The 20,929-nt window shown below is 47.4% G+C and carries 19 protein-coding genes; 6 read left to right on the top strand and 13 right to left on the bottom strand.

From position 1 onward, the window contains the following. Positions 1-157 precede the first annotated feature (157 nt). The 3 genes from ACU37H_RS17760 (at position 158) to ACU37H_RS17750 (ending at position 2,730) form a co-directional block, all read left to right on the top strand. Positions 158-1,351 carry a hypothetical protein gene (locus ACU37H_RS17760; RefSeq protein ID WP_472704570.1) on the top strand — a complete coding sequence of 398 codons (1,194 nt, stop codon included), beginning with the start codon at positions 158-160 and terminating at the stop codon, positions 1,349-1,351. A 57-nt stretch (positions 1,352-1,408) separates the two neighbouring features. Beyond that, the gene (locus tag ACU37H_RS17755; protein WP_472704572.1) at positions 1,409-2,104 is read left to right on the top strand and encodes an ROK family protein; all 696 of its coding nucleotides are present in this window, start codon (positions 1,409-1,411) and stop codon (positions 2,102-2,104) included. Between the two features lie 65 nt (positions 2,105-2,169). Then, positions 2,170-2,730, top strand: a complete 561-nt coding sequence (locus tag ACU37H_RS17750) for a DUF1003 domain-containing protein (RefSeq protein ID WP_472704574.1) — start codon at positions 2,170-2,172, stop codon at positions 2,728-2,730. A 12-nt stretch (positions 2,731-2,742) separates the two neighbouring features. Here ACU37H_RS17750 and ACU37H_RS17745 read toward each other — a convergent pair whose 3' ends face one another. The 13 genes from ACU37H_RS17745 to ACU37H_RS17685 all read right to left on the bottom strand — a co-directional run bounded on the left by ACU37H_RS17745 (position 2,743) and on the right by ACU37H_RS17685 (position 15,795). Further along, complete coding sequence (locus ACU37H_RS17745; protein WP_472704576.1) at positions 2,743-2,913, bottom strand: hypothetical protein; 171 nt, start codon at positions 2,911-2,913, stop codon at positions 2,743-2,745. A 93-nt stretch (positions 2,914-3,006) separates the two neighbouring features. Next, positions 3,007-4,047, bottom strand: coding sequence for an oxygen-dependent tRNA uridine(34) hydroxylase TrhO (gene trhO, locus ACU37H_RS17740; RefSeq protein WP_472704578.1), 1,041 nt, complete (start codon positions 4,045-4,047; stop codon positions 3,007-3,009). Between the two features lie 351 nt (positions 4,048-4,398). Then, on the bottom strand, positions 4,399-4,746 hold the full coding sequence (locus ACU37H_RS17735; protein ID WP_472704579.1) for a hypothetical protein: 348 nt from the start codon (positions 4,744-4,746) through the stop codon (positions 4,399-4,401). Between the two features lie 58 nt (positions 4,747-4,804). After that, a complete protein-coding gene (locus ACU37H_RS17730; protein WP_472704581.1) occupies positions 4,805-7,261 on the bottom strand; it encodes a penicillin acylase family protein in 2,457 nt (818 codons plus the stop codon). Between the two features lie 100 nt (positions 7,262-7,361). Continuing rightward, positions 7,362-7,550 (bottom strand): type II toxin-antitoxin system antitoxin, encoded by a 189-nt coding sequence (locus tag ACU37H_RS17725; protein ID WP_472704583.1) that lies wholly within the window; start codon positions 7,548-7,550, stop codon positions 7,362-7,364. A gap of 16 nt (positions 7,551-7,566) precedes the next feature. Beyond that, positions 7,567-8,427 carry an SPFH domain-containing protein gene (locus ACU37H_RS17720; RefSeq protein ID WP_472704585.1) on the bottom strand — a complete coding sequence of 287 codons (861 nt, stop codon included), beginning with the start codon at positions 8,425-8,427 and terminating at the stop codon, positions 7,567-7,569. Positions 8,428-8,715: 288 nt separating this feature from the next. Beyond that, positions 8,716-10,119: an MBL fold metallo-hydrolase RNA specificity domain-containing protein gene (locus tag ACU37H_RS17715; RefSeq protein ID WP_472704587.1), complete on the bottom strand. Its 1,404-nt coding sequence runs from the start codon at positions 10,117-10,119 to the stop codon at positions 8,716-8,718. A 130-nt stretch (positions 10,120-10,249) separates the two neighbouring features. After that, on the bottom strand, positions 10,250-11,149 hold the full coding sequence (locus ACU37H_RS17710) for an alpha/beta hydrolase (protein ID WP_472704589.1): 900 nt from the start codon (positions 11,147-11,149) through the stop codon (positions 10,250-10,252). Between the two features lie 266 nt (positions 11,150-11,415). Next, on the bottom strand, positions 11,416-11,868 hold the full coding sequence (locus ACU37H_RS17705; RefSeq protein ID WP_472704591.1) for a DUF4268 domain-containing protein: 453 nt from the start codon (positions 11,866-11,868) through the stop codon (positions 11,416-11,418). Between the two features lie 106 nt (positions 11,869-11,974). Beyond that, positions 11,975-12,733, bottom strand: a complete 759-nt coding sequence (locus ACU37H_RS17700) for a polyprenol monophosphomannose synthase (protein ID WP_472704593.1) — start codon at positions 12,731-12,733, stop codon at positions 11,975-11,977. Positions 12,734-12,788: 55 nt separating this feature from the next. Continuing rightward, on the bottom strand, positions 12,789-13,562 hold the full coding sequence (locus ACU37H_RS17695) for an exonuclease domain-containing protein (RefSeq protein WP_472704595.1): 774 nt from the start codon (positions 13,560-13,562) through the stop codon (positions 12,789-12,791). Positions 13,563-13,624: 62 nt separating this feature from the next. Beyond that, positions 13,625-15,508, bottom strand: coding sequence for a heparinase II/III domain-containing protein (locus ACU37H_RS17690; protein ID WP_472704597.1), 1,884 nt, complete (start codon positions 15,506-15,508; stop codon positions 13,625-13,627). An 11-nt stretch (positions 15,509-15,519) separates the two neighbouring features. Continuing rightward, on the bottom strand, positions 15,520-15,795 hold the full coding sequence (locus ACU37H_RS17685; RefSeq protein WP_472704599.1) for a hypothetical protein: 276 nt from the start codon (positions 15,793-15,795) through the stop codon (positions 15,520-15,522). 43 nt (positions 15,796-15,838) lie between these two features. Between ACU37H_RS17685 and ACU37H_RS17680 the strand changes: the two genes are divergently transcribed. From ACU37H_RS17680 to hisG, 3 genes are all read left to right on the top strand, one after another. Then, positions 15,839-17,047, top strand: a complete 1,209-nt coding sequence (locus ACU37H_RS17680; protein WP_472704601.1) for an immunoglobulin domain-containing protein — start codon at positions 15,839-15,841, stop codon at positions 17,045-17,047. Between the two features lie 143 nt (positions 17,048-17,190). Continuing rightward, complete coding sequence (locus ACU37H_RS17675; RefSeq protein WP_472704603.1) at positions 17,191-19,710, top strand: TonB-dependent receptor domain-containing protein; 2,520 nt, start codon at positions 17,191-17,193, stop codon at positions 19,708-19,710. A 269-nt stretch (positions 19,711-19,979) separates the two neighbouring features. After that, positions 19,980-20,918 carry an ATP phosphoribosyltransferase gene (hisG, locus tag ACU37H_RS17670; protein WP_472704605.1) on the top strand — a complete coding sequence of 313 codons (939 nt, stop codon included), beginning with the start codon at positions 19,980-19,982 and terminating at the stop codon, positions 20,916-20,918. The last annotated feature ends 11 nt before the right edge of the window (positions 20,919-20,929 follow it).

The following is a 20,929-nucleotide window of genomic DNA, read 5'->3' as shown; positions in this document are numbered from 1 at the left end:
AGGTAGGGTTTTGTGCAACGTTGATGAACAATTCCGGGATGATTGTTGAAATTTGTTCGGTAAGAGGGCGCCGCCGATTTCGCGCCAGGATCATCAGGCCATTTCAACGTCACCATTTTCCAACATATTTCCTATCTTGTCTATATATTTTTTCTACATGATTAAAGAATTAAGACAACAGTTTAATGAGAAATTTCGCCAGGAAAAATATGATGCGTTTTTAAACGATCTGAACGCCGGGCATGGTCCTGTTCAATTCCGGACGGCGGAAACCCCTGTATTTATACCAAAATATTTTCACCAGCAGATGATCAGCGCCTGCGAAAGCATCATCGATGTCATCCTGAAACCCGATTTTAAGGAACGGACTCAAAAAGCCATTCCACCCCAGCTGGAAGTGAAACATGAAGATGAAAGACCGGGATGTCTGACCTTCGATTTTGGAGTGTGCTTCAACCAAGAAGGCGGATTAGAGCCGCAGTTGATTGAAATGCAGGCCTTCCCTACTCTTTTTGCCTACCAGGTGTTGCTGGACGATACGTTCTCAAAGCATTTTGAAAAACCAGAAGGGTTTTCAAGCTACCTGGGCGGTTATGACCGGACTTCTTACCTGCGCCTGCTGAAAGAACTCTTGCTGAAAGATCATCAGCCTGAACACGTGGTATTGCTGGAGATCTTCCCCGAAAAACAAAAGACGAATATTGATTTTTATTACACACAGCAGTACGTGGGCATCCCGACGGTTTGTGTAACGAAGCTCATAAAAAAAGGACGCGAGTTGTATTACCTGCATGATGAAAAAGAGATACGCATCCAACGCATTTATAACCGGGTCATTTTTGATGAGCTGCTTCAGCAGGAAGATTGGGTGCAGGAGAAAGCAACGGTGTTGTTCGAAGACATTGATGTCGAATGGATGCCGCACCCCAACTGGTTTTACAGGATCAGCAAATTCACATTACCGCTGATACAGCATCCAAATATCCCTGAAACTCAGTTTTTAAACGAACTGAAAGCAATACCGGCAGATCTGGATCAATATGTATTAAAACCTCTGTTTTCCTTTGCAGGCCAGGGCGTGGTGATAGATGTTACCAACCAGGATATTGATCAGATCAACGATCCTGAAAACTGGATCCTGCAGCGTAAGGTTCAGTATGCCCCGGTGATTGAAACGCCGGACGAGCCGGCCAAAGCGGAAATTCGCGTGTTTTATTTCTGGCCTGAAAACGCCGCGCGCCCGGTACCGGTCAACAACCTGGTAAGGCTCAGCAAAGGCAAGATGATCGGCGTGCGGTACAATAAAGACAAAACCTGGACCGGCGGTACTTTCGGCTTGTGGGAACAATAACTGCGGTTCAATCATTTCAATGTCCATAACTTTATCCCTTTTAAAATAGCAATCCAGATGGCGACGACAATCACTCTTTCTATTGATATAGGCGGTTCTAAGATCAAAGCATGTACACTCAGCAAGAGTGGCAAGATCCTTACCGATTACACGAAAGTGCCTACTCCGGAAACGGCCAATCCTGCCAACGTATTGGCGGCGATCCAGGAATTGGTCAAAGGCCTTAAGTATGACCGCATATCCGCAGGATTCCCCGGCTATGTGCGCGATGGCATCGTGCATACAGCCCCGAACCTGGGAACGGAACATTGGGCCGGTGTGAATATGGCGGAGGAACTGATGGTGACATTAGGAAAACCCGCCCGTGTTATCAACGATGCGGATATGCTCGGATTAGGCTGTGTGAGCGGCAAAGGTTTTGAAATGATGACGACACTGGGCACGGGCTTTGGAACAGCGCTGTACCTGGACGGCAAAGTGTTGCCACACCTGGAAGTGGCCCATCACCCGGTACATAAAGGCCAGGACTACGATGCTTATATCGGCGAAGCAGCCTACAACGAAATCGGTAAGAAAAAGTGGAACAAGAGAATGCAGCGCGTGCTCTCTATTATGAAGACCGTTTTCAACTATGATCGCCTGTATATTGGCGGCGGGTTGTCCCGTAAGCTTGATTTTCCTTTGGATGATAACATCATTTTGGTCACGAATATTGATGGCATTGATGGCGGTGTTAAACTCTGGGAACAATAAGTTTTTATAAATAGTTTTACGGTACAGTACTATTGTCTACTTTTGCTGCCTTATAAAAAAAACTAATGCGTCAGAAAGAGAATAGTTCTGTAACAGAACGGAACAAGGAACGGCTTGAGCGGATTGCCAACGTTGCGACCCGATGGATTGGTTCCACCGCTTCACTTGTAGTTCATACCCTGTTATTTATTATCGCTTTTGCGCTTCCCGCCCTTCATATAGTCACTTTTGACAAAATGCTCCTGGTACTGACGACCATGGTATCACTTGAGGCGATCTATCTGGCGATATTTATACAAATGTCGGTCAATAAGAACAGCGAGGACATTGAAGAAATTCAGGAAGATGTAGAAGAGATCCAGGAAGACATTGAAGAGATCCAGGAGGACGTGGACGAAATCCAGGAAGACGTAGAAGAGATCCAGGAGGACGTGGAAGAAATCCAGGAGGATGTGGAAGAGATCCAGGAAGAACTGGACGAGGACGAAGATGACGACGAACCACGGGAAACGACGGAGGGTGAAACGGCACTAAAACCTGGCTCAGCAGATAAAATTGCTGAAATACAACAACTTATTAGTAAACTGCAGCAGGAAATCGCTCATTTAAGAGGAGAAAACGAATAAAATTCCGGGGCGTTATTCTTCTATTTGATAGTTAGAGTAAGCAACATTTTCGGTGGTTTCGGCTTTTGAAGGCGTGATGAGCTCGGTATTGTCTTTCATTACATGTTGGTTATCAAGCACAAAAAGCGCAACAGGCGTGGTGACAAGTACCAATAGGAGTAGCATTCTGGATATTCGGTTCATAATACTAAGGTTTGGGCGTTCTTAATTAGTATGAGAGACGCAAAATTCATTCCAAAGGCTGCAAAACTGTCAAAAAAAAGTTATTTTTTATTTTTAGTCAACATTTTTAGATAAATTACTCAGCCTTGACTTGGCCTTATTGAACACATTTCTTCCCATATCTATCCCGCTGCGCAACTGTTTCTGCTGATCTTCAGGCAGATTGATAAAATCTTTGCAACTTTCACTGCAACAACCCTGGTAGGCCGCCGCACATTCTTCACATTGAATAAACAATAAATGGCACGCATCATTCACACAGTTCACGTGTGTGTCTGCCGGCTTTCCACATTGATGGCATTTAGCAATAATCTCCTCTGTGACCCGCTCGCCGAGCCTTTGATCAAACACGAAGTTCTTTCCGTGAAACTTGTTTTCCAGGCCCCGCTCCTTCACGTTATTGACATAATTGATGATACCGCCTTCCAGGTGGAACACATTCTTAAATCCTTTATGCAGCATGTAGGCAGATGCTTTTTCACAGCGGATACCGCCGGTGCAATACATAATGATATTCTTATCCTTATGCGGCTCCATCATTTCCACCGCCATGGGCAGCTGTTCTCTGAAAGTATCGCTGGGAATTTCAATAGCATTTTCGAAATGTCCCACCTCAAATTCGTAATGATTGCGCATATCGATGATGATCGTATCAGGATCACCCGCCAGCCGGTTGAAAGTGTCGGCGTCCGCATACTTCCCACGGTTGGCCATATCAAAAGCCGGATCATCGATACCGTCTGCTACGATTTTGGGACGCACCTTGATATCCAGAACATAAAAGGATTTTCCGTCATCATCAACGGCAATATTCAGCCGGAGCTGATTCAGCGCGGGGTCTGCGCCGTACAAAGTGCTTCTGAAGAGCTCAAGGTTAGATGCGGGAACACTGATCTGTGCGTTAATGCCCTCTTCGGCCACATAAATGCGGCCTAACACGCCTATCTCTGAAAATGTTTTGTATAAACTGTTACGAAAAGACGCCGGATCGGCGATGCGGAAATATTGATAAAAAGAAATGGTCGTGCGCGGTGTGGGATCTTTTAAAATGCGCTCTTTCAGCTCCTTGCGGGATACTCTGTTGTGTAATGCCATTCGATTGAAATTTGACCTCGCCGAAGCGGGAATTAATTAATAATTGGGCAGTTGCAGGCTGCACCAAATTTCAGACTGCAAAGGTATTTATTTTTAGCGACTTGCGAAAATGAAGGAATACATAACATTGTAAAGTTGAAATATGCAGTAGGCCGGGGACGCCCCGCCTGTATCATTTGGGCACGCCCACCCGTTACGGTAAGAACGGGGTTAGACGCGTTGATATAGATACCGAAACAACACAGAAGAAGATCCGGCACCGGCCGAAAGTACATGCAATTTACCGGGATTAGACTGCCCGGGACGGATTTAAAGAATGAATTGATAAGGCCACTTATGACGATCCGTATTTTATCTGGGCTTCGCACGCAGATAAGCAGCGCTTAAGGCCGCAAATCCGGCCACGATCCCTCCGGCTAAAGCGCCTATGCAGGCCAGCAAGGCGGGGTTCTGCCCGGTTCCCAACATCAGTCCGATGCGGTTAGCGAGTATACCTCCGTTGGAAGCGTTGATCAAAAGCGCCAGAATCAGCCATAGCAAAAAGATGCTGAAAAAGCCCGAAAAGAAGGCGCTTAACGGCCGTTGAGGCAGCAACAGCGAGATCACGAATGCGACAATGGCAAGGCTCCACCAGGGTGCATACTGGCCAATAATGAATGACAGAATTCCGATTGCCAGGATAGATATAAAGAATTTCATGGATCAATTTTTTATGACGCACTTACCACCGAAACAGGCATTGCACGGCGGTTATGGCTTATATTTTTTTACTGGTCAGAAAGTTCATGGTCCATTTTACACGCGGGTCTTTTGCCTGATCGGCCTTCATCATCCATAACTGGTAATACTTTCCACCAACCCACGTATCAACCGCATTGTCATAGAACCTGCTGCCCGGGTTTCCGTTTTGCCCACCGGGATAGACGCCATAGGCTTCCGTATTGGCAGACAGTTGCACGATCATCCGCCAACTGGGCCCGTGGCTTTTTTTGATCGCATTGATCACGGTTCCTGCCCCGCCGACCGGTAAATTCTCATGCGCAAAAGATCGCAGCGTTTTCAGTAAGTGATAAATCGCAGGCTCTTTAAATTTTGCCCATTCCAGCTTTCCGTCTTTTTCTGCTTCAGCCAATGCCACAGCAGCTTTGTTTAACGACCGCGTTACCTGGTAAGTCAACGTTTCTACCTGTGGTGTGTTTTTATCATCTACAAAACCAAGCACGGTCGAGTCGATTTTCAGCAGCTCCATCAAAGTTTGCTCTTCGGGCGCCGGTACATTTGACGCAGCCTTGCTGAGCTCGTCCACCCAGATATTCCGCTGCAGGCTATCGAGCCAAAACTGGTAGATGGTCTGACCGACGGAGGCCGGACCTGCGTCGAAGTTCCATTGACGGATCTTGTCAAAATATTTCTTTGCCGGCGCCGTTAAAGCCGCTTCGTCCGTATGAACCATTAATACCGGCACGATCTGGCTGGCCAATATATTATGATAATTATTCTGCAGCTGCATCATTTGCTGAACACCGATTCCATTCATCTGCGATAAAAAATGTTCGATCGCAATGCCCCGCGGCGTGATATAAGAACCCGGGATAAAGTAGGGATAAGTACCATCTGCCGGGCGCTGGTTCGCGCTTTCAAGGAAGCCTCTTGCCGGGTTGAGGCTGTGCGGGTTTTCGCCCTGGGGAATGTATCCCTGCCACAGGTAGCTGCTATCCTGCCCTGGCATAATGTATTGTCCCTGCCCCTGCCAGCGGTCCGGGAACCTGCCCTGCTGCCAGATAGCGATATCACCTGTTTTTGAAGCAAACACAAAATTCTGTCCCGGGCACTCAAAGGTTTGGATAGCCGCTACATAATCGGTGTAGTTAGCGGCGCGGTTTAATCTATAAAATGTATTGCCATCATCGCCGGTAAAATGAGCGGCCCATTTAACTGCCAATGCTGCCTCATCTGCTACCGTATCGGCATAAGCATTGTCGTATATCACCGGACCAAACAGGGTGTAAGAGACGGTGTCGAAGACATCCTTGGTTCCCTTGACTTTGATCTGTTCAATTCTCTGCTGTGCCAGCTTCCAGGTGCTGTCAAACCAGTACTCTTTCCTGGATGGATCGCGAAAACGTATCGTGTAATAATCCTTTACATCTCTTTGAGCATTAGTAACACCCCAGGCTATATGATCATTGAAGCCGATGATCACATAGGGACTTCCCGGAAGGGTCACACCATAAGCGCTTGAGGAAGGCGTGCTTAACTGCATTTCGTACCAAATGGAAGGAAGTGACAATTCCAGGTGCGGATCGTTGCAAAGAATGGGCGCACCGCTGGCGGTTTTACTACCCGCTACGACCCAGTTATTACTCCCGTTATCCTTGTCTTCGGGATATTGTGCCGATGCAGCAACAGCCCTGGAATGTTTGAAATAGACTGAGTCCACATCAGCGGGATATTGATATTGATGCGTAGGCTCAGGAAATAAAGTGCCTTTGGGTACGATGGGCACCAGGGAATCCGGCACCTGGGGATATAAAAGATTGAATTGCTGAGAAGACAATATCGTTCTCAGGTTGGTATTTTCCAGGTCGCGCTCTGTGCCCGATGATAACATTTTGGCCATCATCTTTAACAGCAACATCGTTCTGAGATTGGACCACTGCTCTGGCCGGAAATTAAGGATCTTGTACTCCAGTGGTAAAGAGCTTTCGGTAAGGCTCTGTATATACGCATTTACCCCATTAGTATAGGCTGTGTAACGCGCCAGGGCCTCCCGGTCCTTTTCTACTTCCTTCAAAGTGTTCTCTGCAGCAAACTTCATTCCCAACCGCCGCTGCTCCCGGTCATAACGAATGGCATCGGGGCCGGCGATCTCACTGACACGTCCCTCGGCAGCCCGTGTTTGCAGGTCCATCTGAAACAATCGGAAGCGGGCATGCAGGTATCCCTGGATATAATACAGATCCTCATCGTTTTCAGCAAACACATGCGGGACCAGTCTTTCGTCAAAATAAACACGCGCGTTGCCTTTCAGGCCTTCCTGCACCAGATCAATGTTGTAGTCAAATGCAGTGTCTTCCGCATTTTGCCAGAATCCTGTCTGGGGACTCAAAAAACTGCCCAAAGGCATCGGCACTTTATCGCCCATGGGCCGGCCTAATAAGAAGAGCAGCAGCAGGGTGACCAGGACGGAGAAAAAGAATGGCAGCAGTCTCATTTGTAAATATTTATTGTTTATGCCTTCTCAAAGGTGATGGTATCATTACTGACAGTGAACTTAACATTCCGGTTCGTTCATCTAATTTAAGGAAAGATACCTACTTTTTTTTAGGATGTGAACCAGGCGGATCTTTGCTCACCTTTTTTCTACCGCTTTTGATCAGTGCTTCATGAAGCAAATATTCAATTTGCCCGTTCACACTTCTGAAATCATCGGCGGCCCACTTCTCGAGCAACTTGAATGTGTCGCTGTCGATTCTCAGGATAAAATTTTTCTTATCACTCAAAGCGCCTCCTTTTCTATTAATAAAGTGTGCCGGCGTTCAACACGGGCGTGGCCGCTTTTTCGCCGCATAATACTACCATGAGATTGCTGACCATCGCGGCCTTCCGCTCGTCATCAAGCTCCACAATGTTTTCCTGGGAGAGTTTTTTTAAAGCGAGATCCACCATCCCGACCGCACCTTCTACAATTTTGGTACGCGCCGCCACGATGGCGGTGGCTTGCTGACGCTGCAACATCGCGCCGGCTATCTCTGATGCGTAGGCCAGATGGCTGATGCGTGCCTCCTGAACCAGGATACCCGCAGGTGCCAGTCTTTCCGAAAGCTCCTGCTCCAACAACTGATTCACTTTTTCAGCACCATCCCTTAAGGTGATATCTGCATTTTCATCTTCGAGGTTATCATAAGGAAAACTCACCGCCAGATGCCTGATGGCGGCCTCACTTTGCGTTCTCACATAATCTGCATAATTCGCCACTTCAAAAGCGGCTTTATAAGTGTCTTTTACCTTCCAGACGGTGACGGCGCCAATTTCGATGGGGTTCCCCATCTTATCGTTGACCTTCAACGTTTGGCCCTGCGCATTTTGAGAGCGAAGGCTTATTTTATAACTGGCATAAAGCGGATTGATAAAGAACAAACCGTTTTCTTTCACCGAACCAACATACTTACCAAAGAAGGTCAGCACTCTCGAATGATTGGGTTGAATGATCAGCAGTCCTTTCAGAAGAAATCCTAAGACAATGACGCTTACCACACCGGGAACCACATATAAGGATCCGAGATGGGCGTTAGAAAAACAATACAACGCTGCAGCAGCCAGTAAAAGCGCCAGCACTATGGCAGCATAGCCTGACATGGGTTTTTTGATCTTTTCCATATAACTGATATTAAAATGATATCATAAATATATCAATTATTTTTGAATCTACGATTATCCCGAATGAAGATTTTTTTTCGCGCAGCGGGAACTGAGACAGAAGGCCGGCAGACCTATTCCAGTCGGTAAGCATCGCGTAGCTGCGCCATAAAAAAAGCTTCAGACCAGAGATCAGACGCCCCCGCAGAGCGACCAATACACGAATGACATTTTGTATTGTATCAATCGGGCAGGTTGATGCTAATTCAATATTTCATCGGTGGTTAACGACCGTATCCATCGATGTATTTAATCCAAACCAATTTCATAATGTCTTTCGGGGATCACCACATCAGGGAATCCCTTTTTGTGCAATCGGTTTTTGAAATCTGATTGCACATCCGGCTCTCCGTGCACCAGGAACAGCTTTCTGACTCCCCTGGGATCCTGACAAGCCAGCCACTGGCTCATGTCTTCATAATCACCATGGGCACTCATGCTCCTGATCTGCCCGATCTCCGCATTTACCTGGTGTTCTGTGCCAAAGATGCCCACTTCTTTCACACCGCGCAACAGTCGTGCACCCAGGGAATTGGGCTCACAATAACCGGTCATCACAATCGCGTTACGGGAGTTCTCGATGTTGTTGCTGATATGGTGTTTAACACGACCCGCATCCGCCATACCGGACGCTGAAATGATCACCATCGGACCATTGCGAAAGTTGAGCGCTTTTGAATCTCTCACATCTTTAATATAGGTCAAGCCGGTAAACATAAACGGGTCATCATCGTTTTTCATTACATGCTGGATGCGCTTATTGAAGTATTGAGGATATCGCTTGACCATGTCGGTGGCTTCAATGCTCAACGGACTATCCACATACACCGGGATTTTGGGAAGCCGGTTTTCGAGATCCAGCTGATTCAGGAAATACAGAATTTCCTGGGTTCTTCCTACACTGAAAGCGGGCATGATCAGCTTGCCTTTTCGTTCTACACACACCCGCTGTATCCAGTCCTGAAGCTGCTCCACAGTCCCGGTGATATTATCGTGAAGCGAGTTACCGTAAGTCGATTCCATAACGATGTAATCTGCCTGTGGAAACACTTCCGGCGAACGAAGAATGATATCGCGGTATCTGCCCAGGTCACCGCTGAATGTCAGCCGGCGCTCCTTCCCGTCTTCATTGATCCTGAGATGCACGCAGGCGCTTCCGATGATATGCCCCGCGTCGGTGAACATACATTCGACTCCTTCTGTCACTGTGAACCAGGTGCCGTATTCTTTCGGGGCAAATAAAGACATGCTCTGTTTGGCATCTTCGATCGTGTATAAAGGCTTCATTAATTCCGGAAGGCCTGCCGGACGCTTCTTTTCCATAAAGCGGGCATCGTTTTCCTGTATTTCAGCGCTGTCCATGAGCAATATCGCTGCGAGGTCTTTGGTTGCAGGTGTACAGTAGATCTGCCCGCTGAACCCTTCTGCGGCGAGCCTGGGGATCAGGCCCGAATGGTCAATATGTGCGTGAGACAATACCATTGCATCGATCTCGCTGCTTACGAATCCAAAGTCTCGGTTCAACGATTCTGTTTCGTCGCCCATGCCCTGAAACATGCCGCAGTCGAGCAATACTTTTTTTCCGTTTTTCAAAGTGATCACATGTTTGGAGCCAGTCACTGTTTGAGCTGCTCCGTGAAAAGCTATTTTCATTCGTATATTTTTTGTTTTGCAGCTTCGCTGCTTTTGTTTGTCGAGTATCCGCCCGGAAGATAGTTTGCAGAAGAACGCATTATGTATACCAAAAAGACATCGAGGTTTCATGAATACATCGATTCAACGCTTACAAAAATTTCTGCTCCGAAAGCCATTGTTTAAGATCATCCATCCACTGTCCTGCTTCCTGTTTGTTATGCATTCCGAAGCCATGTCCGCCTTTTTCAAAAAGCCGGATGCGGGCGGGAATTTTATGATCTTGTAAAGCTTTGTAATACACCATCGTGTTAGCCACAGGTACGGCGCCATCATCCTTTGCATGTACCAGAAAAGCCGGTGGTGTCCTTTTATCCACTAACAGTTCGTTGGAGTATCGTTTGATTTTCCCGGACGAAGGATTTTTGCCGATCAGATTATCCCTGCTACCGCGGTGCGTGAGACTATCGGTGAAACTAATGACCGGGTAAACCAATACAGAGAAATCGGGGCGAAAAGAAATCTTCTTTGAGTTTTCGATCAGTGAAGTTTGATATTGGGTAGACAAGGAAGCCGCCAGGTGTCCGCCTGCGGAAAAGCCCATCACTCCTACCCTTTTAGGGTTGATCTTCCATTGTTTTGCCTGCCCGCGGATCAGCTGCATCGCTCTTTCGGCGTCCTGCAACGGTCCAATCGATTTGTCGAGCATGGTTTTATCATCGGGCAGGCGATACTTTAATACAAAAGCAGTAATGCCCCAGTCCGCAAGCACTTTTGCTACATCGTGCCCCTCATGACTGATGGCTAATATGCGATAGCCGCCACCCGGACAAATCAGCACTGCGGTTCCATTGGGATGCTCGGGACGGTATACGAACATTTCCGGCTCGGTCACTTCGCTGATGCGGGTGATACCATCGGCCCCGGTTTCACTTTTTTCGTTATTGCCTGCAGGCTTGCTGTTAGGCACTACGTCGTACAACTTTACGGCTTCTTGTGCATTAACCATATTTCCCATCAAGAACATAAAAAGAAGAATGTTGATTTTCATTCGTACACGCATTGATTGTGGCATTAGATGAAGTCACGAAGCGTATATGCAGCAAGCCGTGACCATTCGTTAGCTTAAAGATAGGTAAATGCGAGGTAAGATGACAGATTGAGAGGGGCGCAGATGTTTTTATCGCAGAGACCTCAAAGAACACCTTTAGATGGGATGCACTTCAAGCCGCTTATACCACAGCAAAAGAATGAAATCTAAATACGCACCGTCTTTACCGGCGCGGGCGAGCCTGCCCGAATGGAACATTGCTTTTATCACTCGAATTGGAGCTTGACCTCCTGCCAGAAAAGATCCAGCCTGACGATTCGCTCTTTGAGGAAGGAGATGATCGTTGGCCAGCTTTCCTTCCTGAAAACATTGACATCTTCGATTTGTGTAAAGATGCGCGAACCGGCGCTGCCATCCTCATCATAAAAAACAGGCTGCCAGGTCCAGGGTTCTTCCAGAACCTGATGCAAATAACTTTTCAGTGTTTCCAGCTGTTCAAAAACAGCTGACCGATCTTGGGGGGAAGGGTGTTTAAGCTCAATAGCGATGGCAGCATCACGTTTGGTGGCATCCATCCGGAAATAGATATGGCGGACACCCGTTTTATAATTGACCCAGTTAATAGTGTGGCCCTCCGCGTTCTTTACCGGCTTCATATAAAGCCCGAACGTCGTCCAGAATTCCTTTTTAATATTGGATGCTTCGGTTTTGCTATACATCGCAGATGAAGGTGCCTTTGAAAATTATGACGAACGATCTTGTAGATGGTCCATGGCCGATGGTCTATTGTCTATTGTCTATCATCTATTGTCTATCGCCCATTGCTCATTGCCCGCTCACCACTTTCGTTCTTACTTTCTTGCGGTAGTTCTTGAAAAGACTTTGCCAGCGCAGATTTAACACACCGAGTATGCCTTCTTTCACTATACCCTTATTCATTTTTGACTGGCCTTTTGTTCTGTCCTGGAAAATGATGGGCACTTCTTTGATCTTAAATCCAAGCTTCCACGCTGCAAATTTCATTTCTATCTGGAAGGCATAGCCGACAAACGTGATGCTATCAAAATCGATATTTTCCAACACGCGCGATGTGTAGCACATAAATCCCGCAGTAGGATCTTTGACCGGCATCCAGGTAATGATGCGGGTATACAGCGATCCTCCCTTCGAAAGCGCAATGCGATCGGCCGGCCAGTTAATCACGCCACCACCTTTCACATATCGGCTGCCGATGGATACATCAGCACCTTCGTTCTTACAGGCGTTGTACAACCGGATCAGGTCTTTGGGATTGTGGGAGAAATCGGCATCCATCTCGAATATATAACCGTATCCCCTCGCAATGGCCCATTTAAACCCGTGAATATAGGCCGTGCCCAGGCCCAGCTTGCCTCTCCTTTCTTCGAGAAAAAGGCGGCCCGCATACGTATTTTGTAAACCACGAACGATATCGGCCGTGCCATCGGGAGAGCCGTCATCAACAATCAGCACATGAAAATCCCCCTCAAGCCTTAAAACCGCTTCGAGGATATTTTCAACATTGTCCTTCTCGTTGTAAGTGGGTATAATGACTAATTTATCCAAACCTGGAACCTATGGATTTTTCGTTATCTAATGATGCCCGCTATACGGGCCGGCCTCAGAGCTTTAAACCTTTTAACTTGGTCCGGGTAAATATCTCGGTAAGTTTTTGTTTGGTTTGCTGCGGGAAGTCTCCACGCATCATCCAATCGTAGTATTGAGGCTCTTTTGTAAGTATATCGGCCACTGACTGGCCTTTGTATTTTCCAAAATTGAAAACTTCTACGCCATCGCACATAATAAAGCGGCGTGCGAAATCGACGATCACTTCTTCGCCCAAAAACTTATTGATCGAGTCGATGGTATTGCCCAGTTCGGGATAGCGCTCCAGCTGCCCCATCAGGACCTCGAGCGTAGCTGTTGCATCTGCTTCAGCAGAGTGAGCTGACTCAAGCACTTTCCCGCAATAAAACTTATACGCAGCAGAAAGCGTGCGCTGTTCCATTTTGTGAAAGATGTTCTGTACATCCAGGAGGCGACGGCCTTTCATATCCAGCTCCACACCGGCACGCAGGAACTCTTCTACCAGCATCGGTATATCAAAGCGGTTAGAATTGTAGCCGGCCAGATCGCAATCGTCCAGCACCTGCTTCAACTCCTGTGCAGCCTGTGCAAAAGTCGGTGCATCTTTCACCATATCGTCGGTGATGCCATGCACATCGCTCGATGTTTTCGGAATAGGCATTTCAGGATTGATGATCTTTCTCTTCACGGTTCTAGAGCCATCAGGTAACAACTTTACAACTGCAATTTCAACAATCCTGTCTGTTCCCAGGTTCACCCCCGTAGTTTCCAGGTCTATGAACGCAATGGGCTTGGTAATTTGTAACATTCTCTATTTTTTCGGGGCTAAAGATAATGAATATGCGATACTTCGGATACGTAGCCCAAATGTTAATCTTTAGGCCACTGGCCCAATGCCGGAATCGGGCGACGCTTCATCCCATCGCCCTGGCCCGGATGAAAGACCACATTGAAGTACGCCTCTTTACCTGCAGGGACCACTGTTTCAAACCCAATCAATGTGACGCCGGGGTTGGCGGCATCAAAATCATTTTCAGACACGGCCGGCCATTGTTTGACAGAAACGGGTTGCGAAGCATCGATGATGGCGTTCATCTTTTTATCGTGCTGGGTCAACCTGAAAGAATGATCACTTGTTATAGCAACGGCTGCTCGGGTCACCAGGGTCCAACGGAGTGTCACCAGACTATCCGCAGTCTTTATTTCATCCCGAACGATCACCCATTTTCCGTCTGCGACCGCAACGCCGCGCTTTGCAGATTCTAGTCCCGAATAAACACTGGTAAAGTCGGTGATTCCATTCATCAGGCGCCGGTCCGCTGAATGCGATTCCAGCTCTGCTTTACCATTGACCCGTTGTAACTGCTGATTCACGGTTAGCGTGTTATGCGCCCAATTGTTGTACCTGAAAATAGTCCAGCGCTGAGATTGCTGGCTCATATTCCAGAGGTCGACTTTCTTCGATTCCAGAGAATGGTAATTCTGCATGCCCAGGTCTTCAGCCCATCGCTCGCCGTCGGCATCCAAAACAAAGGAACCTACATCCATATGTCCATGGCTGACCGAGGGCGAGCCGCATTTAAGTCCGACATAGATAGCGTTGGGATCAGTCCATGAAGTGCGCATCAACCACACCGGGTTTGGCCCCGAGCCGGACCAGGTCAGGTTTTCAGGTGCGGGCACTTTAAATTTTTTAAAGTCTTTCGCCCAGATCAGCAAGGCGGGCAAGGTACGTTCAACCGTCAACTCCGGCAGACTACTCCTTTGTATAAATTTGGATTCATTCCAGATCAACGAAAGATCTTCTTTCTTTTTAGCAAACCAAAACAAGGCTGGTTGAATGTCCACCCCGTTTCCGGCATCAGAGTAATTGAAACTGTTGCCCGAAGCCCCCTCCATATGAAGCATATAATAAGGCGTCTTCAAAAACCCGCCCAGCTGATCGAAGCTATACGTTGTTTTTTTAAACTTTTCATACGCATCGATGAACAATACATTAAACATAGTCCCGTAGCCCCAGTAATTATAGCCTTCAGGATAGGCGCCGTCCGGGTTATAGCCTTTCATCACAGCGGGAAGATTGGCTACTGCCCGCTGTAAAACCTGCTCCGTCCGATCCGGATCATCCTCGTAAAGCGCTATCGCTCCGAATGAAATCCCTGCGTGGCAAACCTGGTTCCAGTTGTTGGTACCGTTGATCCACCAGGTTCCTTTATCACCAAAGGACGGTTGTATTCCTTTTTTGATGATCGCATTTTTGATGATATCCCTGGAAGATGGAGACAAGTACTCAAACAGCCAGTCATAGCCGATCGCCACACCGAGGGTCATTTCGGCCACATCCAAAAAATGAGAAGGGTTCCAATCAGTAAACGCGCTCACTGCCAACAGCTCGGCGGCCGCTCTTTTTGCAAACGCCTTATTTTTTGTCATTCGATAGGCATACGACAAATAGAATACACGGCGGATGCATTCTCTCGAAACGCCCAGCAATCGCCGGCCTTCCAATTTCCGGGTCAATACGGGCTGGGATAAAAAGTTGTCAGATGCGCTGATGATGGCATCGTGGATCTTTTTAAGGTTCGGATTTTGTTGCAGCGCCTTTTCAATTTGCGTCTCCTCTCCTTTGAGCAGCAGCAGGCGGGGATGCCCCTTATCCTGGGCGGCCAACAGCCGTGGAGCTGTCACGCCGATGGTTAAAAAGAACAATACAAAAAGACACCTGGTCCCCGGTAAATAATTACATATTAACATGACAAACAATCTTATAAAGAAAAAACAGATCTATAAACTATAAAACAGGAAACAACTATAAATGAAATATTTCCGTAATTCGAAAACAGTTTTTCCGCATTTCGAAAATACAGCCAGCCATACTCCTCTACTTTTGCGCCGTTATAAGCAGGCATTTGTGACAAGCTGAATCGTTGAACAGGAACTCCTAACCATTCCTCAATACCAAAACACGGCCCGCTTTGCGCATGCCTCATGCAGCGCTTTTTATAAACCTTAAAATTAAAGACAATGAGAAAAAGTTCCATTTTATTATTTGTGCTATCACTTTTTTTGGTAACAATAGCGTCTATGACATCTTGCAAGAAAAACAAGATAGATACGAAAATGACGGTGTTGATCACCCCCTCCGCTTTGGAGGTGGAGGTCGGGCAGCCAGTTACGTTTACCGTCACGGCAGATGGAAAGGCGGCAACTGATGCGGTGATATACGTCAATAACCAGGCGATCCAGGGCCAAAGCCATGTTTTTTCTGAAAAAGGAACCTATACCATCGCTGCGAAAAAAGGGAACAGTCAGAGTCAGCCGGTTACTATCAAAGTATACGCAACTCAACAAGACGTGTACGTAGGCGGGTTCGCATCCAATGGTACCAAAGATGTCGCACAGTACTGGAAAAACGGCACGGCGGTAAGCCTGGGTGACGGGAAGGAAAACAGCTACATCCGATCCATCTTTATCGACGGCGATAATGTCCACGCGACCGGTTATGGCTTTGGCACCACTTTCAAATTCGTAGCACAGCATTGGAAGAACGACGTTGCTGCTAATCTCAGTAACGGCCTTCAAAGCGCCTTTACCACTGCGATGCACGTATCGCAGGGCAATGTATATATCTCGGGCTATGAATCAAACGGCGCTGTAGATGTGGCGAAGTACTGGAAGAACGGGCAAGAAACGGCTTTGACCGACGGCAAACTATATGCTGCCGCTAATGGTATTTATGTAGCAGGCAATGACGTGTACATTGCGGGACGTGAATCCAACAGTTCCTTTGTCAGCCGGGCTAAATATTGGAAGAACAAAGAGGTCTTTAACCTGACGGATGGATCACGAAACGCGGATGCCAATGCGATTGTGGTGGCAAACGGCGATGTGTACGCAGCGGGCTACGAAAACAACGGAACTAAAGACGTGGCTAAATACTGGAAAAACGGAAAGGAAACTGTACTTAGCGACGGCAAGCAGCGGGCGATCGCCACGGCCATCTTCGTAGACGGCGACGACATATATGTGGCAGGATACGAATCTAACGGCACCAAAGACGTGGCTAAATATTGGAAGAACGGACAGGAAGTAACGCTGACCGACGGCAAGCAACATGCCGCACCCAGATCGATCTACGTAGTGGGTGAAGACGTATATACCGCCGGATACGAATCCAACGGGAAAAATAATATAGCTAAATACTGGAAAAATCAAACACCGATCGCTTTAACTGACGGAACAGCCAGAGCTGGCGCCAACTCCATTGTTGTCGTGAAAAGAAGAGAGCCGTAAAAAGCGATTACAATTCCGAATATTTTTTCAGCGACTGTGATACCCACCTCTGAGGTATCGCAGCCGCTGATTTCTGCCTGCGCAATGGCCATCCTCTCACGGGCATTTTTATTTTTTGCGCGGCCTTTTTAATTATCATAGCAATGAACATTGTACCGCTGCTCCGCATCGGAGCCTTTTTATCAACCATGTTGCTGCTTTGCCGGAGCGGAGCAGCCCAGGGCAACGGCCGCCTGCTTCGCCCTGATGGCGCCCCATGGCCCCACACACCCGTAGCTACTTCGGATCAGAAAACAGTAACAGACGATCGTGGCTGGTTTCAACTGGATCTGAAAAAAGGCGACACCTTGTTGGTCAGGCGAAGAAAATTTATAGTAGACAAGCTGCCTTTCGTTGTTGTCCTTTCTGAAAACAAGTCTGCCTACGTGGAGCTGGAAGAAGTGCTGATCAACGGGAAGCTGTTGAAAAATCTGCAATCCGTTCAGCTGGATCCGGAGGAAATCAGCCGCTATCGCGGCAGCTCTAACGGGGATGTCTTCCAGGGTATTCCTAGTCTTCAGGTCAACAACATCCGCAATGAAGCCGGGGCGCTGGATATCGGTATCCGCGGGCTTCAGGGTGAAGGGCGCGTGCCCGTGTTAGTCGATGGAGTATTGCAGTCCACCCAAACGTTCAGAGGTTACCAGGGCTCGAGCGATCGGACCTATATCGAGATGGACCTTGTCAAAAAAGCAGGCGTCAGCAAAGGTGCGGCCTTCAACGCCAATCTTTCCGGCGCCACCGGCGGTGTAGTAACCCTGAATACTGTTGATGCCAACGACGTCGTGTTACCCGGAAAAAAATGGGGAATCAGCTTTAAAGGAAACCTTGCAAACAATAGCCGCAAACCTTCTATCAGCGCTAACGAAAAAATCAACCAGTATTATGTGTTACAAAATGATATTGCCGAAACTAAGGTCGGCAGCGGCAATGCCACGCTGGCACTGGGTTACAAAGGAAAAAACGTTGATTGGATAGCAGCCACGGGCTTCCATGATCAGGGTAATTATTATGCGGGCAAGAGAGGCGCTGAGCGTTATGGCTTCGACCCCGTCTACTATGACTCCCTGGTAGCCGATCACAGAGACCTGTACAAAAATCCCGCGGTAAGACCGGGACAGGAAGTGGTGAACACGAGCTACAGCAGCCGCTATTTCCTGACCAAGCTTGGCTGGAAAATCAGTACGGATCGGCATTTGGAAGCTATGTATCGCTATCACGGCCAGGAGGCGGGCGAAGTGCTCGCCGCCTATTGGTATAAAAATCATAATGACTCAAACTTTAAACGATATCCGAAAGGCGTTGAAAGTATGCCCCAATGGTCATTAGGTACCGCACACCTGAACACCTACAGCTTAAAATATCACTACAACCCCGGCATCCATGCCAACCTGGAGGTATCGGCTTTCGGAAGCTATGGCAACTTCAACCAGCGCAATGGCCTGGGACAAAGTGCAGGATCTTTAGGCGATCAATATCAGCATCGTTTTGAGAACGACCGGAACGGTGTCATGGTTCAAAATACTTCAGGGTTCAGCAATCTTCCTCTCCTGATCAGTTACGGCGCTGCCGTGTTCACTGAAAAGATTAGTCCGCTTCGCGAAACCGACAACGATGGGTTGACCGGAGCTTCGCGAAACGGAAGAAGAAATGCTTACAATGCCTTTGTATCGGGAAAATATAAGTGGAAACAGTTCCTGCTGCAGGCTGAAATAAAAGTGCACGGCGCCACCGTTCAGGACCACAATACTGAAAAAAAATACAATTATGGAGTAAACGGCGACTGGATCGCGCAGGTGAGCTACTCACCGTGGAGCTGGATGACCTGGTATGGTAAGGCTTCCCGCATCAGCCGTGAGCCCAGCTTGTATGAGTCGACCACCTCCATTCAAACATTCAGCTATAATGAGGACTATCCGCTAAAAACAGAATCCACGCAAGCTTGGGAACTCGGTTTGCAAAGCAGGTTTCCTAACCTGTTCGCTATGCAGGATCAGCTTGTATTCGGCGCCGGTATTTTCAGCAATCGCACGCGACAATTTATTTCCGCGGCTTCCTTGCCTGTCAGTTCCGCACAACCCGATGCGCCCGGATCTTCGTTTTCCTTTATCAATTACGACCGGTACAACCTGGAAGGCCTGGAGCTGATCGGGCTGTATGAATCACCGTATTGTTTCCTCGATATCTCGGCCATCTTTTACAAGAATGCCAAAGTATGCTCTGAACTATTAGGAGCAGCTGGCGGGGTTCCCGCCTGCAACACACAAGGATTTGAATGGAGCGTGCTGCCCAGCCGCATACCACCCCGGCAATCGCTTTCTGTGAGCACAGGGGTCAACGCGTTGAAGCAAAAGTTATCTTTAGGAGGCCGGTTCAGGTATCACAACCAGAAGGAAAATCCCAAGGACTGGCTTAGCGGAACAGGTGTCGCTGCGGCTGCTGCTGTGGCCATCCCCGCCGATCATGTGATAGATGTGTTTGGTTCTTACCGGGTCAGTAAAAACATCAAGCTGTCTTTTTCGGTAGATAATCTTACAGACCGGTATCAATATGATGTAGGCACCGTCATCCAGATGCCTTCACCGGGAAGAACCATCCGGGTGGGCGTTGAGGCCAAATTATAACCAGTCAATAACACTGAAGGACATGATACAACAGCGTTACTGATGATCGGATCATTCTCTCAAAATAAATTTTCATTTTCTAAATTAGTTTCTATATTTGCCGCGCAATGAACAATAACAATTTACATACTCATCATCATTTTGCATACTTACAACAGTAAGCCGGTGGTGCTATGTATCAATTTATAAAGGGCTTACAGACATGTAAGCCTTTTTTATTTTAGCCCGGGAAAGGATATTTGACAACAACCTGAAACAACAAACGAATCATGACAAAAAAAAATGTAAAAAAAGGAAAAGCAGTAACGCCCCGCTCCGCCGGTGCCGACAAGAAACCTTCAAAGGCAGCGTCTGAAAAGCTTCGTATTGCGGTGCAAAAATCCGGCAGGCTGAGCGAAGACTCGCTCAGGTTATTAAAAGAATGTGGTATCGGTGTACCGAATGGCAACAACCAATTGAAGATAAATGCTGAAAACTTCGATGCTGAGATCTTATTCCTGAGAGATGATGACATTCCTGAGTATGTACAGGATGGCGTTGCAGACATCGGCTTTGTGGGCGAAAATGTGGTGCTGGAAAAAAATAAAGAAACCGAGATCGTAGAACGGTTAGGCTATGGAAAATGCAGGTTGTCAATCGCCCTTCCCAAAGGCAAAAAATATAAAACGATTAAAGATCTTGATGGTATCAAAATAGCGACCAGCTATCCTTTGATCCTTCGCAAATGGTTAAAACAAAATAAGATCACTGCTGATATCCACGAGATAAGCGGATCCGTTGAAATAGCTCCACGTATCGGACTGGCAGACGCCATCTGTGACCTGGTAAGCAGCGGCAGCACTCTTTTCAGCAATGAATTATACGAGCTCGAAACAATATTGAAATCAGAAGCGGTTTTGATCGCTGGCAATAATCTTTCTAAAACGAGGAGTGCGCTTTTAGATAAATTGCTCTTCCGCATCCGCTCTGTAAGAAAGGCGAAATACAACAAGTACGTTCTCCTGAATGCGCCCAACGAAAGCATCCCAGAGATCTGCTCTTACCTGCCGGGCATCAACAGTCCTACCATTGTTCCGTTGGCACAGGAAGGCTGGTCTTCTATTCACTCGGTTATTGGTGAAAATGATTTCTGGAACGTGATAGAAAAATTGAAAGCTGCGGGCGCACAGGGAATTTTAATTTTGCCGATCGAAAAGATCATCGAATAGGTCATCATGCG

This window comes from Niabella sp. ZPM-14, assembly GCF_055693045.2.
This window is presented reverse-complemented; position numbering and strand designations above follow the sequence as displayed.

Coding starts and splice junctions, on each gene's coding strand:
- ACU37H_RS17760 (WP_472704570.1), top strand. CDS start 158: ATGATTAAAGAATTAAGACAACAGTTTAATGAGAAATTTCGCCAGGAA.
- ACU37H_RS17755 (WP_472704572.1), top strand. CDS start 1,409: ATGGCGACGACAATCACTCTTTCTATTGATATAGGCGGTTCTAAGATC.
- ACU37H_RS17750 (WP_472704574.1), top strand. CDS start 2,170: ATGCGTCAGAAAGAGAATAGTTCTGTAACAGAACGGAACAAGGAACGG.
- ACU37H_RS17745 (WP_472704576.1), bottom strand. CDS start 2,913: ATGAACCGAATATCCAGAATGCTACTCCTATTGGTACTTGTCACCACG.
- trhO (WP_472704578.1), bottom strand. CDS start 4,047: ATGGCATTACACAACAGAGTATCCCGCAAGGAGCTGAAAGAGCGCATT.
- ACU37H_RS17735 (WP_472704579.1), bottom strand. CDS start 4,746: ATGAAATTCTTTATATCTATCCTGGCAATCGGAATTCTGTCATTCATT.
- ACU37H_RS17730 (WP_472704581.1), bottom strand. CDS start 7,261: ATGAGACTGCTGCCATTCTTTTTCTCCGTCCTGGTCACCCTGCTGCTG.
- ACU37H_RS17720 (WP_472704585.1), bottom strand. CDS start 8,427: ATGGAAAAGATCAAAAAACCCATGTCAGGCTATGCTGCCATAGTGCTG.
- ACU37H_RS17715 (WP_472704587.1), bottom strand. CDS start 10,119: ATGAAAATAGCTTTTCACGGAGCAGCTCAAACAGTGACTGGCTCCAAA.
- ACU37H_RS17710 (WP_472704589.1), bottom strand. CDS start 11,149: ATGAAAATCAACATTCTTCTTTTTATGTTCTTGATGGGAAATATGGTT.
- ACU37H_RS17705 (WP_472704591.1), bottom strand. CDS start 11,868: ATGTATAGCAAAACCGAAGCATCCAATATTAAAAAGGAATTCTGGACG.
- ACU37H_RS17695 (WP_472704595.1), bottom strand. CDS start 13,562: ATGTTACAAATTACCAAGCCCATTGCGTTCATAGACCTGGAAACTACG.
- ACU37H_RS17690 (WP_472704597.1), bottom strand. CDS start 15,508: ATGTTAATATGTAATTATTTACCGGGGACCAGGTGTCTTTTTGTATTG.
- ACU37H_RS17685 (WP_472704599.1), bottom strand. CDS start 15,795: ATGGAACTTTTTCTCATTGTCTTTAATTTTAAGGTTTATAAAAAGCGC.
- ACU37H_RS17680 (WP_472704601.1), top strand. CDS start 15,839: ATGACATCTTGCAAGAAAAACAAGATAGATACGAAAATGACGGTGTTG.
- ACU37H_RS17675 (WP_472704603.1), top strand. CDS start 17,191: ATGAACATTGTACCGCTGCTCCGCATCGGAGCCTTTTTATCAACCATG.
- hisG (WP_472704605.1), top strand. CDS start 19,980: ATGACAAAAAAAAATGTAAAAAAAGGAAAAGCAGTAACGCCCCGCTCC.